The sequence below is a fragment of the Frankia sp. RB5 genome (assembly GCF_059816245.1).
Genome location: NZ_JCBATA010000016.1, coordinates 39,536 through 56,256, shown reverse-complemented (window position 1 = coordinate 56,256; position 16,721 = coordinate 39,536). Strand labels below are relative to the sequence as shown.

The window sequence follows — 16,721 nt, the reverse complement described above, 5'->3', positions numbered from 1 at the left end:
GCGGCCGCACGTTCGGGTACCGCTGTTGTATCGCTTACTGATCCAAGATGGAATTTGGTCGCAGCTAGGCGATAGATTCCGATACTACCGCGAACGAAGATCGCTCAGCGCTCCCCTGTGGCTCCCCTGAACAAGAAAGAAAAATCCCTCCGACCATGATCGGCCGGAGGGGCGATTTCCTTTTAACTGCAGTTGTCGGGACGACAGGATTTGAACCTGCGACCCCCAGACCCCCAGTCTGGTGCGCTACCAAGCTGCGCCACGTCCCGTACGCGAGCAACATTACCGTATCCGGGACCCGGCGTGTGACCGGGGGTCGCGCCGGGTTCGACGCGACCCCCGACCCTCGTGCGCGGCCCCGCGTGGGACCAGGCCGAGGCCGTCACCCACGAGGGTGTCCAGGCTGCCCGCGCTCCTGTAGGGGACGTGCGGGCCGCGTGGAGAGGGAGGGTCAGACGGCACCCTGGGCGCGCCGCCTGGCCACCCCGGCGCCGATCAGGAGCGCACCGACGGTGGCACCAGCGATCGGGAGCAGGGGCGAGGACGAGTCGTGGCCGCCAGCCATGCCGCCGCCACCGGCGGCCACACCGCCGGCGCCGACGCCACCGACACCCACACCGACACCGGCGACGACGCCGCCGACGCAGTTGTGGTCCTTGTCCCTGTCCTTGTCCTTGTCGTCCCAGTCGAACCAGTCGTCGTCCCTGTCGTTCCTGCCAAGGTCGTCGGCACGGCCCTGCTTGTCGCCGTCGATCTTGTCGTCGTGCCCGAGGCCCTTGTCGTCGTGCCCGAGGCCCTTGTCGCCGTCGATGCCGTCCTTGCCGTCCCTGTCGTCCTTGTGGTCCTTGCCGTCCTTGTCGCCGAAAAGGTCCCAACCGTCTTTCTTGTCGCCGCAGCCACGGTTGTCCTTGTCGTCGAAGGCGTAGGCGGCAGCCAGGCCCGGCCCCAAGGTGAGGGCGACGCTCGCCGCGCTCGACAGCGCGAGGACGGCGGCGCCGCGACCCATACCCTTCTTCATCTGGTCCCCTTTCTCACGTACGGTGATCAGCACATCACTGCGAGTGACACAGTAGCGACTCGATGTGGAGATGCGCGTCAAGCGCAGCGGGCGTGGTGCGGTCGGATTCGGGGGTCCGACCGGCGTCGACGGTGCGTCCGCGTCACCGGTCGTCCCGGTTCGGGCGGTGATGGCGGGCGCCGGTGGCGCTCCGGTCCCACCTGGTCCACATCCTCACCGATTGTGTTCACTCGAATCGATAGAGTAACGGTCGGTGAGGTCGTCAACGCGGGCGAGCCCGTGGATCCGACGGCACGCGCGCACAGGCGGGAGGCACCGTGGGACACGGCAGCAACGGCGGCCACTGGCCGCCCGGCGGCCCCCGGCCTCCCGGCGCCCGGCGGCCACTGATGTGGCGCGGCCTGCTCCTGGTCGGTGCGGTCCTCGTCCTGGGCAGCGGATTCCGGCTCGCGGAACCGGCGCTTGACGCCGTCCGCGGCGATTCCCGGTCAGACGCCACGGCAGACCTCCCGCCGATCCCGCCGATCCCGCCGCCCCCGTCGACCGCGCCCGCCGGCACGGGGACCGCGCTCCCGCAGCGCCCGGCGGTCGTCATCAGTGAACCGACCCGGCTGCGCGTCCCCAGGCTGTCGATCGACGCGCCGATCACCCACATCGGGCTGAACGCGGACGGCAGCATCGGCGTCCCCACGGCGTGGGGGGACGTCGGCTGGTTCGACCGCGGCCCCGCGCCTGGAGGGATCGGGCCGGCGGTCCTCGTCGGGCACTACGACTCCACCACCGGCCCGGCGGTGTTCTACCGGCTGCCGCAGGTGGTGGCGGGCGACCGGGTCGAGGTCGCGGGCCCCACCGGCGCCACCCAGGCGTTCATCGTCGACCGCTCCGAGGAGGTGACGAAGGCGACCTTCCCCGCCGACCGCGTCTACGGCCCGGTGGCGAGACCCGAGCTGCGCCTGATCACCTGCGGCGGCGCGTTCGACCACAAGACGCATCACTACCTGAGCAACCTGATCGTCTACGCGCACGCCGACACGTCGGCCCCACCCGTCCCCGGCGCGAACGTCCCCGGCGCCGCCCCGGGACAGGCGGCCCCCGCCCAGCCGCTACCGCGTCCGCCCGGCGCGGCGTCGCCACGCGTGACGCCACGCCCGCCGGCGACGTCCGCTCCCGGCGTGGCACCGCTTCCGCCGGCGACGTCCGCTCCCGGCGTGGCACCGCTTCCGCCGGCGACGTCCGCTCCCGGCGTGGCACCGCTTCCGCCGGCGACGTCCGCTCCCGGCGTGGCACACCTTCCCCCGGCGACCTCCGCCGCCGCCGCGGCGCCGCTGGCGACGGTGGCGCCCAGGCGGGCGTGAGGCCGCGCGGGACGGCCGCATACCCGTCGGCGGAGTACTGACCGACGCCGTGCGCGCGTTTCGTCGAGCCGGGGCGCGGGGGTGGCGGAGCGCAATGGCACCCGAATGTCACGGGCCGGGGGTGGCTCATCTGATCGCCTGCGGATCGTCACCGCGCCGCCCGCCGCCGGCACGCAGGGTCGGCATCCGTGCGCCCAGGTGGTGGTGCCGCCCGGTGGCGTGCCCGCCCGGCGGTGAATCCTGTCGCGGACGATCCTCGGACCGGCACTTTCTGCTGCCGGTCGACGAGGCCGCGGTTGCGTGTTCAAACGTTGGGTTCAGGGTGGTTGCCGGCCATCCCGGCATGTCCACTATGGTCATCTCCAACACGTCTGATCCGGGTTCGGAACGTCACCCAGAACAGGGCGTGCTGGTTGAACCTGCATGGCGAACAGCGATTCCCGTCGAACCGATGCGCCTTGTCCTGCCCCCGGTTCGGCGGCCCCTCCGAGCATTGTCGGGGCAGGCGTGGGGGACCTCTGGTGGTCCCGGGGGGTTCCATCGGCAGTCGTGCCGGTGGCGTGCCCGGGGACGATCAGCGGGGTCCAGGCGGCTGGCCTCGGGCTCCCCGGCCCGGATCCGGCAGCTCACCTCGTCGGCGCACGGGAAGGACGCGTCTTGCCCCGTCGTGGTATGGCCTGGCTGCCGGAGGACTGGGAACAGTTCGTCCGGGGTCGCCAGCGCCCGCCGGCGCCCCGCGCATCCTCCGGCGCCGGCACGGGCACCGCCCGCCGCCGTACCACGGCCCCGCCCCGGCGCGCGGTGACGATCGCCGCGTTCACCACCGGGACCATCGCCGCCTCGACCGCCGCGTTCGCCGCGACCGTGCCCAGCGGCACCGACGGCGCCGCCTCTCTCGACGCGAACGCGCTGACGTCCCAGACGCACGAGGCCGCCCTCATCCCGGGTCAGAGCGGGGGCTCGTCCGGCGATCTCAACGCCGCCCGCACCCTCGCCCCGCTGGCCAGCGCCATCGCCGACCACGACTCGGTGTTCACCAACGTCTCCATCAGCGCCGACAAGACGAACGTCGCCCCCAACACCCCGGTCGTGCTGACCGTGCGGGCCACCGAGGCGGACTCCGGCGCGCCGCTGGCGAACCAGGACGTGCGCATCGTCGTCGTCAACGGGCCGCAGTGGCAGACGTCCACCCGGCTGCACACCGACGCGAACGGCAACGCGCAGATCACCGCCCGGCTGCTGTCGACGACGACCATCACCGCGGTCTTCGACGGGTCGAGCGCGCTGCGCCCCTCCCTCGCCGGCGCCGCCACGGTGACGATCTCCAGCCCGACCCGCGGCGGGAGCGGCGCCGGCGGCCTCGGGGGAGTCGGTGGCAGCGGGTCGGCGATCGACCAGGCGATCCCCACCGTCATCCCGGGCAGCTCCATCGGCGACAAGGCCGTGTACCTGGCCTCGCTGAACAAGGGCAAGCCGTACGTGTGGGGCGCGGAGGGTCCCTACTCGTTCGACTGCTCCGGGCTCGTCCAGTACGTGTTCAAACAGCTCGGCCGGTCACTGCCGCGCACCGCGCAGGGGCAGTACAACGTGTCCACCAAGGTGCCACAGTCGGGCAAGCAGCCCGGCGACCTGATCTTCTATGGCACTCCGGGCAACATCTACCACGTCGGTATCTACGCCGGGAACGGCTACATGTGGGCCGCGCCGCAGACCGGCGGCGTCGTCTCGCTGCGCCCCATCTACAGTTCGACCTACAAGGTCGGCCGCATCCACTGAGCCCGCGGCCCGGTCCCCGTCCTCACGATCCCCTGAGCACTGCCGGCCGGCACCGGCCGACCTGACGCGACCACCATCGGCTAGCGTCAGCCATGCCCGGCCTGCCGGCCGGTCGACGCCCGTGGAGGAGGACGTCGCATGGAGGACGGCGGATGACCGCGCCCACCACCTCGCAGCCCGCGGCGTCCGGTCCGGCGGCGCCGTTGCCGGACCGGATCTGGACGATCCCCAACGCACTGTCCGCGCTGCGTCTCGTCGGTGTGCCGGTGTTCCTGTGGCTCGTGCTCGGGCCGGAGGCGGACGGCGCCGCGCTCGGCGTCCTCGCCTTCGCCGGGATCAGCGACTACCTCGACGGCAAGCTCGCCCGCGCGCTGAACCAGGCCAGCCGGCTCGGCGCGCTGCTCGACCCGCTCGCCGACCGCCTCTATATCCTGTCGACGATCGTCGCGCTGACCGTGCGCGACATCGTGCCGCTGTGGTTCGCGGTGGCGCTGCTCGCCCGGGACGCAGCCCTGCTCGTGCTGCCGCCGCTGCTGCGCCGCATCGGCGTCGGAGTCGCGCTGCCCGTGCACTACCTGGGCAAGGCGGCGACGTTCAACCTGCTCTACGCCTTCCCGCTGCTGCTGCTGTCCGCCGGGGACTCCTGGCTCGCGACGGCGGCGCGCCCCGCCGGATGGGCGTTCGCGATCTGGGGTATCGCCCTGTACTGGTGGTCCGGCGTCCTCTACTTCGTCCAGGCGGGCCAGCTCGCCCGGACCTACCGGGAGGTCGTCCACGGCGGCGCGGCGGTCCGGGACGGTACGGCGGCTCGGGACGGTACGGCTGCTCGGAATGGCGGGCCTGTTCGCGATGGCGGGCCTGTTCGGGACGGCGAGAGCGGAGGTGGCGGGTGAGGGCCGTCGTCATGGCGGGGGGTGAGGGCACCCGGCTGCGGCCGCTGACCGCCAACCTGCCCAAGCCGCTGCTGCCCGTCGTCAACCGGCCGATCATGGAGCACGTGCTGCGGCTGCTGCAGCGGCACGGCTTCGACGAGACGGTCGTGACGGTCCAGTTCCTCGCCTCGATGATCCGCACCTACTTCGGTGCTGGCGACGAGCTCGGCATGCATCTGTCCTACGCCACCGAGACGACGCCGCTGGGCACCGCCGGCAGTGTGAAGAACGCCGAGGACGCCCTGCGCGACGAGGCGTTCCTCGTCATCAGCGGCGACGCGCTCACCGACATCGACCTCACCGACCTCGTGGCCTACCACCGCCGCCGCGGCGCGCTGGTCACCGTCGCACTCAAGTCCGTGCCCGACCCGCTCGAGTTCGGCATCGTCATCACCGGCGAGGACGGCCGCATCCAGCGCTTCCTGGAGAAGCCGACCTGGGGGCAGGTGTTCTCGGACACCGTCAACACCGGCATCTACGTGATGGAACCCGAGGTGCTCGCGCATGTGCCGCGCGGCGAGCCGGTGGACTGGTCGGGCGACGTCCTCCCGAAGCTCGTCGAGGCCGGCGCGCCCGTCTACGGCTATGTCGCGGCCGGCTACTGGGAGGACGTCGGCACGATCGCGAGCTTCCAGCGGGCCCAGGCCGACGTGCTCAACCGGCAGGTCGACGTCGAGATCGGCGGCTTCGAGGTGTCGCCCGGGGTGTGGGTCGGCGAGGACGCGGAGGTCCACCCGGAGGCGGTGCTCAAGGGGCCGCTGGTCGTCGGCGACTACAGCAAGGTCGAGGCCGGCGCCGAGCTGCGCGAGTTCACCGTGCTCGGCAGCAACGTGCTGGTCAAGTCCGGCGCGTTCCTGCACCGGGCGATCGTCCAGGACAACGCGCTCATCGGCCCGCAGGCGAACCTGCGCGGCTGCGTGATCGGGCGCGGTACCGACGTGCTGCGGGCGGCCCGCATCGAGGAGGGTGCGGTCATCGGCGACGAGTGCGTCGTGCGCGAGGAGGCCTTCGTCTCTCACGACGTGAAGGTCTACCCGTTCAAGACGATCGAGGCCGGCGCGGTCGTCAACACCTCGGTGATCTGGGAGTCGCGCGGGCAGCGCACCCTGTTCGGCCCGCGGGGCGTGTCCGGGATGATCAACGCGGAGATCACTCCCGAGCTCGTCGTCCGCCTCGCCGCCGCCTACGCCACCACCCTGAAGAAGGGCGCCACCGTCACCACCGCGCGCGACGGCTCCCGCGCCGCCCGCGCGCTCAAGCGGGCCGTGATCAGCGCCCTGACGACCGGCGCGATCAACATCCGCGACCTCGAGGTCTCCCCGACGCCGGTCACCCGCTTCGACGTGCGCTCCTCCAGCGCCGCCGGCGGCATCATGGTCCGCACCACCCCCGGCGACCCCGAGCGCATCGACATCCTCTTCCTCGACGCCGACGGTGACGACCTCTCGCCCGCCGCGCAGCGCAAGCTCGACCGGGTCTTCTCCCGCCAGGAGTTCCGCCGCGCGTTCCCCGGCGAGATCGGTGACCTGCGCTTCCCCGCCCGCACCGTCGACCTCTACATTCAGGACCTGCTCGACCGGGTCGACACCACCGGCGTCGCCGAGGCCGAGCTCAAGATCGTCGTGGACCCGTCGGGCGGCTCGGCGTCACTGGTGCTGCCGACGCTGCTCGGCCGGCTCGGCGTCGACGTCCTCACCGTCAACGGCCGGGTCGACGAGATCATCCCCGCCCACAGCGCGTCGGACGACCTGAGGGCCACCGACCGGCTCGGCGCGCTGGTCGCGAGCTCCGGCGCGGCCTTCGGGGTCCGCTTCGACCATGTCGGCGAACGCATCGCCATCGTGGACGAGCGCGGTGACCTCATCGACGAGGACCGCGCGCTGCTGGTCTTCCTCGACCTGGTGTCCGCCGAGAGCCGCGGCGCCCGGGTCGCCCTGCCCGTCACCACCACCCGCGTCGCCGACCAGGTCACCGAGTTCCACGGCCTGCGCGTGCACCGGACGTCGCTGTCGGCGGCGGCGCTGTCGCACGAGGCCCGCCAGGACGGCGTGGTGTTCGCCGCCGACGGGCGGGGCGGTTTCGTCGTCCCCGAGTTCGGGCCCGCGATCGACGGCCTGGCCGCGTTCGTGAAGCTGCTCGCCCTGGTCGCCCGCACCCGCCTCACGCTGTCCGCCATCGATGCCCGGATCCCGTCCATCGCGATCCTGCGGCGCTCGGTGCCCACCCCGTGGGCGGCCAAGGGCACCGTGATGCGCCGCGTCGTCGAGTCCGTGGACACCGACGCCGGCTACGCCCTCGACACCACAGACGGCGTGCGCGTCGTCGGCCCGGACGGCTCCTGGGTCCTCGTGCTGCCCGACCCCAGCGAGGCCGTCACCCACCTGTGGGCCGAGGGCGCCGATCTGACCGAGGCCCACGCGCTGCTGCGCCGCTGGGCCGACGTCGTCGACTCCCCGTAGCGCCGACCTCCGCGCGGCACGCGCGGCGGGACCGAGGTCGGCGGTCTGGCGGGTTTGGTCGGTGAGAATGCCGCATGTGCGGGATGAGACCGGATGGCGACGGCGAGGGGGGAATTGCCTCGGCGGCCGTCGGCTGCGGGGCCTGGCGCTCGCGATGACGCTCGTCCTGCTCGGCGCCGTGATCGGCCTCGGCGTGCGGCGCGCCGCCGTCACGGACGCCAGCCGGGAGCGGCTCGCGCAGACCCTGCGGGCCCAGATCCGCGAGCGCACCACCGAACTCGCCGCGACCCGGTCGCGGGTCGGTGAGCTGCGAGGGCAGGTCGCGGCGAGCCGCGGCGAGCGCCGGCGCGCGGCCGCGGAGCGGGCCCGCGCCGACGCGGACGTCGCCGCGCTCGGACCGGCGGGTGGCTGGCTGGCGGTGCGCGGGCCCGGCGTGCGGATCACGCTGGTCAACCGGCTCGGCGGCGGATCCGGCCCGGCGGATCCCCGCGCGGGCGCGCCGCGCGGCGTGGCGGCCGGCGGACTCGTCCAGGATCATGACCTCGCCGACCTGGTGAACGTGCTGTGGATCGCCGGGGCCGAGGCGATCACCGTCAACGGCGTGCGGCTCACCGCGCTCAGCGCCATCCGCTCGGCGGGTGACGTCGTGCTCGTCGACTTCGTGCCCGTGCTCTCCCCGTACACCGTCGAGGCCGTTGGCGACGCGACGACGCTCGCGGGCCGGACCGAGCAGTCCGCGGTCGTCGACCGGCTGCGCCACCGGCCCGGCTCGCCCGTCACCTCCCTGACCGTGGCCACCGCCGCGGACCTGACCCTTCCCGCGGCGCCCGCCCCGGTGCTGCGCAACGTCCGACGGAGCGGATCATGATCGCACTGCTCGCGCTCGCCCTCGGTGTCGTGGCCGGACTCGTGCTGGGGCCCACCGCGCCGGGCTGGCTCGACCCCTACCTGCCGGTCGCGGTCGTCGCCGCGGTGGACGCCGCCCTCGGCGCGGCCCGCTCGGCGCTCGAGCGGGAGTTCGACGACCGGGAGTTCATCGTCACCTTCCTGTCCGACGTGCTTCTCGCCGTGCTGCTCGTGCTGCTCGGCGACCTCATCGGCTTCGGCGGGGCGCTGTCGACGGCGGTCGTGGTGGTCTTCGGCATCCGGATCTTCACGACCGCCTCGGCCCTGCGCCGCGTCCTGATCGGCCGCTGACATGCCACCGGACACCCCCGAGCCCGCAAGCCCCGCCGAGCCCGCGGCACAGCCCGGCGATGACCCCAAGCCGGCCGATGACCCCAAGCCGGCCGAGGTCCCCAAGCCGGCCGAGGTCCCCAAGCCGGCCGAGGTCCCCAAGCCGGCCGAGGTCCCCAAGCCGGCCGAGGAGTCCAAGCCGGCCGAGGAGTCCAAGCCGGCCGAGGACCCTGAGCCGGCCGAGGACCCTGAGCCCGGCGAGGAGTCCAGGCTGGCCGAGGATCCCGGAACCGGAGAGGACCCCGGAACCGACGAACCGCCGCCCGCTCAGCCGACGGACACGGACCCGTCGGCTGAGCCGCCCGCGGACCGCGGCCGGGGCGGCGGGGCGTCGGCGCGGGCCCGGGTGGCGCGCGGGGCGACGCTGGTGCTGCTGGCGGTCCTCGGCTTCGCCACGGTGGTCGCGGTGCGCTCCGCGGACCCGTCCCACTCGCTGGCCACGGCGAGCCCGGACCAGCTCGCCGCCCGGCTGCGGGCGATCGGCGCGGACGACCGGTCGCTCGCCGCGCGGGAGGGCCGGCTGCGCGGCGAGCGGGACGCCCTGGCCAGCTCGCCGCCGGCGGCCGCACAGGCGAGCCCGGGCGGCGACGCGGTGGCCCGGGCCGACGAGTTCGCCGTGCTGGCCGGGACGGTGCCGGTGGACGGGCCGGGCCTGGAGCTCACCGTCCGCGACCCGCAGCGGTCCGTCGACGCGTCCGTCCTGGTCGACGCCCTGCAGGAACTGCGCGACGCGGGGGCGGAGGCGATCGAGATCGCGGGGGTGCGCGCCGTCGTGTCGACCTACGTCGCCGACGACCCGGGGCATGGACTCATCGTGGACGGAATGTCGGTTTCTCCGCCCTATGTCCTTAGGGTCATCGGTGCTGCGCACACCCTTGACCAGGCCCTGCGCATTCCGGGCGGGGTGCTCGATACGGTAGCGGCGCGGGACGGCGCGCAGGCGAGCGTGCGGACCTCGGACCATCTTCGGATCGATGCGCTGCGGGCCGCACCCCGGCCCCGCTACGCTCGCCCGGCCGGATAGCTCCACCACCGCGCGGGTTGCCCGTAGCGGCGGTGTTCCTGGTACTTGCGGGGTCGCCGCCACGGCGGTGACGCCGGTGTCGCGGTGATGTCAGATGTCCGACGGCCCGCGCGGGCCCTCGGTGGGACGCGGATCAAGGGGAGGCGATCTCCGGTGTACCCGGAAGACCTGAAGTACACCCGTGAGCACGAGTGGGTCCGGCTCGACGGGTCCACGGCGATGATCGGGATCACCGCCTACGCTCAGGAAGCCCTCGGTGACATCGTGTTCGTCTCGCTGCCCGAGGTGGGGGCGGCGCTGGCGTCGGGGGAGTCGTTCGGTGAGATCGAGTCCACCAAGAGTGTCTCTGAGGTCTACACGCCAGGGGCCGGCAGGGTCACCGCACGTAACGATCAGCTCGAGAGCGAGCCCGAGCTGGTCAACTCCGACCCCTACGGTGACGGCTGGCTGGTCATCGTCGAGCTTGCGGATGCAAGCGGTCTCGAGGAACTCCTGACCGCCGGCGAGTACGTGGAGTACACGAAGCAGGGCTGAGAGTGGTGTACGTGCCGCCGGGTGGCCGGTGGGGCACGCCACGCCGAACAACACGGGTCGCACCCTTTTCACGACCGTGCCCCTGATGCACTAGCCTCGGAGTGCACCGGGGTGCGGTCGTGGACGGGCCGGTCGTCGGCATGTGATCATCCCGGTGGTGGGGGTGGGCTGCGAACGTCTGGCTACCACCATCGCAATGTTGGTAGAGACGTTCCCGCCGCCTGTCCGGCGGCGGCCGAGGCGGCTGGCGAGCCCGCGTGTGCGGGGTCCCGGCAGGAAGCGGACGCGACTGTGTTCTGCACGAGGTGCGGACAGCAGAACCCGTCCGACGCGCTGTATTGCGCGCGGTGCGGGTCCCCTCTCGTGCGCCCGGGTGAGCCCGTGGCGCCAGAGCGGCCCGCCGAACAGACATCGACGCTGAACCTCGCGGCCGCGCTGTCCGGGATCGAGGGCGACCACGTCGACGAGTCGACCGAGCGCGACGCCGTGGCCGCCGTCGACGCGCTGCCGCCGGGGTCGGCGTTGCTGGTCGTCAAGCGGGGCCCGAACGCCGGCAGCCGGTTCCTGCTCGACGCTGACCTGACCACCGTCGGCCGCCATCCGGAGAGCGACATCTTCCTCGATGACGTGACGGTCTCCCGGCGGCACGCGGAGTTCCACCGCTCGCCGTACACCAAGGGCTTCTCCGTGCGCGATGTCGGCAGCCTCAACGGCACGTACCTCAACCGTGAGCGCATCGACTCCGCCGAGCTCACCAGCGGCGACGAGGTACAGATCGGCAAGTTCCGGCTGGTGTTCCTCACCGGCTCGAGCTACGGGGGGTCGGCGGCGCGGTGATCGGCAAGGTCCAACGGTGAGTGGCGTCGCCGCGGCGTCGTCGGCGCCGGGTCCGCGTGTCCCCGGCCCGGCGGCCGGTATCGGCCAGGCCGCGAAGGTGCTCACCATCGGGCAGGTCCTGGAGCGGCTGCGGGCGGACTTCGCCGACATCACCCTGTCGAAGATCCGCTATCTGGAGGCGGAGGGCCTGGTCGAACCGGCCCGCACGAGCTCCAACTACCGCAAGTACTCCGCGGACGACGTGGCCCGGTTGCGTTACGTCCTGCACGCGCAGAGTGAGCGTTTCCTTCCGCTGCGGGTCATCAAGGAGGAGCTGGCGTCCCTGGACCGCGGGGAGACGTCGCCGGTGTACCGCCCCGGCCCGCGCGCGCTGCCGCCCCATCCCGCGCCCACCGGCCTGGACGCGATCCTCGGTGTGGATCGGGTCAGACTGTCGCGCCGGGAGCTCCTGGCGGCCGTGGGGCTCGGTGAGGAGGAACTGGCCGACCTCGAGCGGCACGGCCTGGTCGCGCCGATCGCCGGCGGCGGGTACTACGACTCCGACGCCCTGCTGGTCGCCCGCACGGTCGCGCTGCTCGCCGGGCACGGCGTGCAGGCCCGGCATCTGCGGGCCGCCCGGACGGTGGCGGATCGTGAGGCTGGTCTCATCGAGGCCGCCGTGGCCCCGTTGCGCGGCCAGCGAGGCGCGGACAGCGCCGGCCGGCACGCGCAGACCGCCGATGAGCTGGCGGCCTTGCTGGTGCGGCTGCACGCCGCGCTGCTGCGCTCCCGGCTGGCCGCCGGCAGATCGACCTGAGCGTTGGGCCGCGAGACCGGGGAGAAGTGCCCTGCCGGGCGGTGGAACCGGTGGGCGCGCTGACGCCGGGCGCAAGCGGGGATACTGTCTCCCCTGTGGGGTTTTCTGGCTCCGGTCACAACATCCCGCCCTGCCCCACCTGCGCGAGGAGGTAGATCGGTGCATCGGCTGGACATCGTCGGCGTGCGAGTCGAGCTTCCGTCGAAGCAGCCGATCGTCCTGCTCAAGGAAGTGGGGGGCGAGCGGTACCTGCCCATCTGGATCGGTGCCGTCGAGGCGACCGCGATCGCCTTCGCCCAGGAGGGCATCACGACGGCCCGCCCCATGACCCACGACCTGATGCGGGACGTGCTGCGGGCGCTGCAGACGGACCTGACCCGGGTGACCATCACCGACCTGCAGGACGGCGTCTTCTTCGCCACGCTGGTCTTCGGCAATGGCGTGGAGGTCTCCGCCCGCCCGTCCGACGCGATCGCGCTGGCGATGCGGATGGGCGCGCCGGTCTACGGCGTCGAGGCCGTGCTGGCGGAGGCCGGGATCACGGTGCCCGAGGAGCAGGAGCAGGAACAGGAGAACGAGCTGGAGAAGTTCCGGGAGTTCCTGGACACGATCTCCCCGGAGGACTTCAACACCCCGGGTTCCTGACGGCGCCCGGCCGCCGGCCCTGATCCGTCCCGCCGCGCCGCGCGGGGGTCGTCGGAGGCCCGCCGTCGCGGATGCCTGTTCGAGGGCGCCCTGACCACATTTCCTGCCTGGTGAGCCGTGGCCACGCGTTGTTTGACCCCCCAGGATTCCTTTTTGTCCGATCTGTCCGGTTGTGTCCGCTGGACTATGGACACGCCGGCTTAGATCATTGAAGGAACTGCGCGTCCCTCCTACGGTCGGAGAAGCCCGAACCCCGGAGCGTGCGCTCGCCCGTGCCCGGGGCGGGCGTGTCAGACGGATGAGCGAGCTCCGGCCCTGATCCCGCCGGGGAGTGAGTGCGGTGCCGGCCGGTCCGGCGCCGCGCGGCCAGCGGTGGGGGGACCGCCGGCCACGGACCGTGGGTGGGGATGGCGCCGACGGGCGAGGTGGCGCACGTGCCGTTCGTGCGTGATGCCGGCCGGCGACGTCCGCGCGCCGATCGGTTCGCGGCGGTGATGGAACGGACTCGACCGGACCGGACGTCCGGGATGGCGACCCGGGATGCCCGGCCGCCGGGACGACCCGGATCGAACGGAGGATGGGGCTGGCATGGCGGCGAAGTGCGTACGACGATGATCGAACAGGGCCAGCTCTTTCCCGACGAGATCCCCGATCCACCCGGGGACGACGTCGGGTACCGCGGGCCGACTGCCTGCGCGGCGGCGGGGATCACCTACCGCCAGCTCGACTACTGGGCCCGCACCGGACTCGTCGTCCCCAGCGTCCGCGGGGCATCGGGTTCCGGCAGCCAACGGCTCTACTCGTTCCGGGACGTGCTCGTCCTGCGGGTCGTGCGCAAGCTGCTGGAGGCCGGCGTGTCGCTGCAGAACATCCGGGTCGCCGTGGAGCACCTGCGCACCCGCGGAGTCGACGACCTGGCGCAGCTCACCCTCATCAGCGACGGGTCGACCGTCTACGAGTGCACCTCCGACGACCAGGTGATCGACCTGGTCCGCGGCGGCCAGGGCGTCTTCGCGATCGCCGTCGGCCGCGCCCTGCGGGACATGCGCGGCCAGCTCGCCGAGCTGCCGTGCGAGCGTCCCGGCGAGCCGCCCACCACCCATCCAGGCGACGAGCTGGCCAGCCGCCGCACCCGCCGCAGCACCGCCTAGCACCCGAGCGGACACGCCGGCGACCGTGCCTGGCCACTCGGGCCGAACTCCCCGCCGTCGAGGACCGGGCGGGAGAACGTCGGTGGTGTGCCGTACCGTCCGACGGGTGGCGGATGAACCAGCGGTCCTCGCCGAGGACCTGCGCAAGAGCTTCCGGGGCAAGCGGGCGCTGGCCGGGCTGGACCTGCGGGTCGCCGTGGGCACGGTGCACGGCGTGCTCGGTCCCAACGGCGCCGGCAAGACAACCGCGGTGCGCATTCTGACGACGCTGCTGCGGCCCGACGCCGGGCGCGCGCGGGTGCTCGGGCTCGACGTCGTCCGCGAGGCCCACGAGCTGCGTTCCCGCATCGGCCTGACCGGGCAGTACGCGGCGGTCGACGAGCGGCTCACGGGCCTGGAGAACCTGGAGATGTTCGGCCGGCTCTACCGCCTGCCCGCCCGGGTCGCCCGGGCCCGGGCGCGCGAGCTGCTCGAGCGCTTCGACCTGACCGACGCGGCCGGCCGGCAGACCCGCACCTACTCCGGCGGGATGCGCCGCCGGCTCGACCTCGCCGCCAGCCTGCTCATCAACCCGCCGGTGTTGTTCCTCGACGAGCCGACCACCGGGCTGGACCCGCGCAGCCGCGCGGCGATGTGGCAGGTGGTGGAGGATCTCGTCCGGGCGGGCACGACGGTGCTGCTCACCACGCAGTACCTCGAGGAGGCGGACCGGCTCGCCGACCGGATCTCGGTGATCGACGGCGGCCGGGTCATCGCCGAGGGCACCGTCGACGAGCTCAAGGCCCGCACCGGCGGCAGCCGCCTCGACATCGTCCTCGCCGGGGACGATCCGGCGCAGGTCGAGGCGGCCCGCGCGGTGCTCGCCCGGTTCGGCACCGGGCCCGCGACGGCCGACGCGGACGCCAGGCGGATCACCGTGCCCGTCGCGGGTGCCAGCGTGCTGTCCGCCGTGGTGCGCGCGCTCGACGAGATCGCGGTCACCCTCGACGACGTCGGCCTGCACCGGCCGTCCCTCGACGACGTGTTCCTCTCCATGACCGGCCACCGGGCCGGTGACGACGAGCCGCCGGCGGGCGCCCCCGCGGTCCCCGGCGAGCGCCCGCCGGCCGACGGCGCCGCGGGCGACGACGACTCCGACAGGGACGGCCGATCGGTGGTGACGGCGTGAGCGCGCTGGATGTGGGTGCCCCGGCGGGAGGCGGCGTCGAGCTGGTCCCGGCGCGGCGCGGCCGGCTGGCCTGGGTGGTGATCGACGCCTGGATCATGGCGCGGCGCAACCTCGTGCAGACCTGGCGGATCCCCGAGCTCCTCGTCTTCTCGATGATCCAGCCGGTCATGTTCGTGCTGCTGTTCACGTACGTGTTCGGCGGTGCCATCGACGTCGGGCCGGGCCGCAAGTACGTCGACTACATGATGCCCGGCGTGTTCATGCAGACCGTCGTGTTCGGCGCGATGATCACCGGGATCGGCCTCGCGGAGGACCGCCAGCGCGGCCTGATCGACCGCTTCCGCTCGCTGCCGATGTCCCGCTCGGCGCTGCTGACCGGCCGCACCCTGTCCGACCTCGTCCGCAACGCGCTGATCCTGGTGACGATGCTGCTGGTGGGGCTCGCCGTCGGCTTCCGCTTCGGGGACACGACCGTGCCGGCCGCCCTGCTCGGCTTCGGCCTGATGCTGCTGTTCGCCTATGCCTTCTCGTGGATCTCGGCGGTGATCGGCCTGTCGGTGAGCAGCGCCGAGGCGGCCCAGTCGGGCGGGTTCATCTGGGTGTTCCCGCTGGTCTTCGCGAGCTCGGCGTTCGCCCCCGTCGGCTCGATGCCGGGCTGGCTGCAGGCGTTCGCCCGCCACCAGCCGGTATCGGTGACCATCGACGCGGTCCGCGCGCTGTTCCTCGGCGGGCCGGTGACCTCGGTGCTGCTGCAGTCGCTGGCCTGGTGTGTCGGGCTGCTGCTGGTGTTCGTGCCGTTCGCCGTGCGGGTGTACCGCCGCTCCGCGTCCACCTGAGCGCCTCCCTCGGGCCCGGCCGCGGCCGCCGCCTCCGGGCGCGGCCCGGGCACACGGATCAGGTGCGACCGGCGTCCTCCTGGGCGTTGCCCAGGGTCGCCTCGTAGGCGAGCCACTCGGCGCGCAGCACCGGCCAGCCGTCCGCGCGCAGCAGGTCGACCACGGCGGGGTCGTCGTCCACCACGACGTCGACCTGCCGCCCGACCCCGAGCTCGCGCAGCACCGCGCGCTTGAACACCCGCGCGGGGCGCCGGTCGTCGTCCGGGCGCATCCGCAGCTCGCCGGGCGGCAGGTCCTGCTCGCGCAGCCAGTGGCTCGTCGCCTCCCGGGACCGCTCCGGCCGGCCCGTCAGCCAGACCACCTCGTGATCCTTGGCGAGCTGGCGGACCAGCGCCACCCCTTCCGCGAGTGGCGGGTCGTCGGACGCCGCGGCGAAGAACGAGTCCCAGTCACCGGGGCTCGACCGCAGGAAGCACAACCGGTGGCGGACGTCGGCCACCACACCGTCGACGTCGATGACCGCCAGCGGCCGCTGGCGCGGCACCACCGGCGGGGCCTGCCCGTGGGGTGCCGCCGGTGGTGCCGGTAGCGCCGGCGTCGCCGCGTCGTGCGCAGCCCGGGCCCCGCCCGCCGTGTCCGTCACCACGACTCCCTCCCCGCGTGGGCCGCCGTCCTCCAGCCGCGCCGGGCCTGCGGATGGTCCGTCGGCGAGGTGGCCCTCTTCCAGCCATTGAACACGTGCGGGGCCCATCGTCCGCGCGGTGGCCGAAGGAACCCGCGGTCATGTCCGCGACCCCGGGGCGCTGGCCGCGCTGGCGGCCGGCGCGCGGGGGACGACGGCCGCCGCCGCGACGGGCCCGAGGTGCGCCGTGGTCGGGAGGGCCGCGGGGACGGCGGGCGCGGAGGACGAACTGTCATGGTGATGTCCTGCGCTCCACAAACCCCGCGGACCCC

Annotated in this window: 16 protein-coding genes and 1 tRNA gene; 14 read left to right on the top strand and 3 right to left on the bottom strand. The window is 73.2% G+C overall.

Annotation, left to right across the window (positions count from 1 at the left end; genetic code table 11):
• Positions 1-195: 195 nt before the first annotated feature.
• Together AC6EXY_RS10665 and AC6EXY_RS10660 are read right to left on the bottom strand one after the other, a co-directional pair.
• Positions 196-269: transfer RNA gene (locus AC6EXY_RS10665), tRNA-Pro, on the bottom strand.
• A 182-nt stretch (positions 270-451) separates the two neighbouring features.
• Complete coding sequence (locus tag AC6EXY_RS10660; protein WP_101829724.1) at positions 452-1,018, bottom strand: hypothetical protein; 567 nt, start codon at positions 1,016-1,018, stop codon at positions 452-454.
• A gap of 317 nt (positions 1,019-1,335) precedes the next feature.
• On the opposite strand from AC6EXY_RS10660, the gene AC6EXY_RS10655 reads away from it, so the two are divergent.
• The 14 genes from AC6EXY_RS10655 to AC6EXY_RS10590 all read left to right on the top strand — a co-directional run bounded on the left by AC6EXY_RS10655 (position 1,336) and on the right by AC6EXY_RS10590 (position 15,767).
• Complete coding sequence (locus AC6EXY_RS10655; protein WP_499817811.1) at positions 1,336-2,373, top strand: class F sortase; 1,038 nt, start codon at positions 1,336-1,338, stop codon at positions 2,371-2,373.
• Positions 2,374-3,030: 657 nt separating this feature from the next.
• Positions 3,031-4,149, top strand: a complete 1,119-nt coding sequence (locus tag AC6EXY_RS10650) for a C40 family peptidase (RefSeq protein WP_101829709.1) — start codon at positions 3,031-3,033, stop codon at positions 4,147-4,149.
• A 152-nt stretch (positions 4,150-4,301) separates the two neighbouring features.
• Entirely contained in the window at positions 4,302-5,042 is a 741-nt protein-coding gene (gene clsA, locus AC6EXY_RS10645; RefSeq protein ID WP_101829710.1) for a cardiolipin synthase ClsA, read from the top strand.
• A gap of 11 nt (positions 5,043-5,053) precedes the next feature.
• Positions 5,054-7,540 carry a mannose-1-phosphate guanyltransferase gene (locus tag AC6EXY_RS10640; protein WP_101829726.1) on the top strand — a complete coding sequence of 829 codons (2,487 nt, stop codon included), beginning with the start codon at positions 5,054-5,056 and terminating at the stop codon, positions 7,538-7,540.
• A gap of 67 nt (positions 7,541-7,607) precedes the next feature.
• Positions 7,608-8,408, top strand: coding sequence for a DUF881 domain-containing protein (locus AC6EXY_RS10635; protein ID WP_101829711.1), 801 nt, complete (start codon positions 7,608-7,610; stop codon positions 8,406-8,408).
• Positions 8,405-8,737: a DUF1290 domain-containing protein gene (locus AC6EXY_RS10630; protein WP_101829712.1), complete on the top strand. Its 333-nt coding sequence runs from the start codon at positions 8,405-8,407 to the stop codon at positions 8,735-8,737. The genes AC6EXY_RS10635 and AC6EXY_RS10630 overlap by 4 nt, the downstream gene beginning before the upstream one ends.
• 1 nt (position 8,738) lies before the next feature.
• Positions 8,739-9,800: a DUF881 domain-containing protein gene (locus tag AC6EXY_RS10625; RefSeq protein WP_499817812.1), complete on the top strand. Its 1,062-nt coding sequence runs from the start codon at positions 8,739-8,741 to the stop codon at positions 9,798-9,800.
• A gap of 153 nt (positions 9,801-9,953) precedes the next feature.
• Positions 9,954-10,334 (top strand): glycine cleavage system protein GcvH, encoded by a 381-nt coding sequence (gcvH, locus tag AC6EXY_RS10620; protein ID WP_101829714.1) that lies wholly within the window; start codon positions 9,954-9,956, stop codon positions 10,332-10,334.
• Positions 10,335-10,625: 291 nt separating this feature from the next.
• Complete coding sequence (locus AC6EXY_RS10615; RefSeq protein ID WP_101829715.1) at positions 10,626-11,171, top strand: FHA domain-containing protein; 546 nt, start codon at positions 10,626-10,628, stop codon at positions 11,169-11,171.
• Positions 11,172-11,187: 16 nt separating this feature from the next.
• Complete coding sequence (gene ftsR / locus AC6EXY_RS10610; RefSeq protein ID WP_101829716.1) at positions 11,188-11,967, top strand: transcriptional regulator FtsR; 780 nt, start codon at positions 11,188-11,190, stop codon at positions 11,965-11,967.
• A 159-nt stretch (positions 11,968-12,126) separates the two neighbouring features.
• Positions 12,127-12,612, top strand: coding sequence for a bifunctional nuclease family protein (locus tag AC6EXY_RS10605; RefSeq protein WP_101829717.1), 486 nt, complete (start codon positions 12,127-12,129; stop codon positions 12,610-12,612).
• A gap of 611 nt (positions 12,613-13,223) precedes the next feature.
• On the top strand, positions 13,224-13,763 hold the full coding sequence (locus AC6EXY_RS10600; protein ID WP_101829727.1) for a MerR family transcriptional regulator: 540 nt from the start codon (positions 13,224-13,226) through the stop codon (positions 13,761-13,763).
• A 106-nt stretch (positions 13,764-13,869) separates the two neighbouring features.
• Positions 13,870-14,931: an ATP-binding cassette domain-containing protein gene (locus tag AC6EXY_RS10595; RefSeq protein ID WP_101829718.1), complete on the top strand. Its 1,062-nt coding sequence runs from the start codon at positions 13,870-13,872 to the stop codon at positions 14,929-14,931.
• Positions 14,928-15,767 (top strand): ABC transporter permease, encoded by an 840-nt coding sequence (locus tag AC6EXY_RS10590; RefSeq protein ID WP_101829719.1) that lies wholly within the window; start codon positions 14,928-14,930, stop codon positions 15,765-15,767. The genes AC6EXY_RS10595 and AC6EXY_RS10590 overlap by 4 nt, the downstream gene beginning before the upstream one ends.
• 58 nt (positions 15,768-15,825) lie before the next feature.
• Here AC6EXY_RS10590 and AC6EXY_RS10585 read toward each other — a convergent pair whose 3' ends face one another.
• On the bottom strand, positions 15,826-16,410 hold the full coding sequence (locus AC6EXY_RS10585) for a phosphatase domain-containing protein (RefSeq protein ID WP_423748020.1): 585 nt from the start codon (positions 16,408-16,410) through the stop codon (positions 15,826-15,828).
• Between the last annotated feature and the right edge of the window lie 311 nt (positions 16,411-16,721).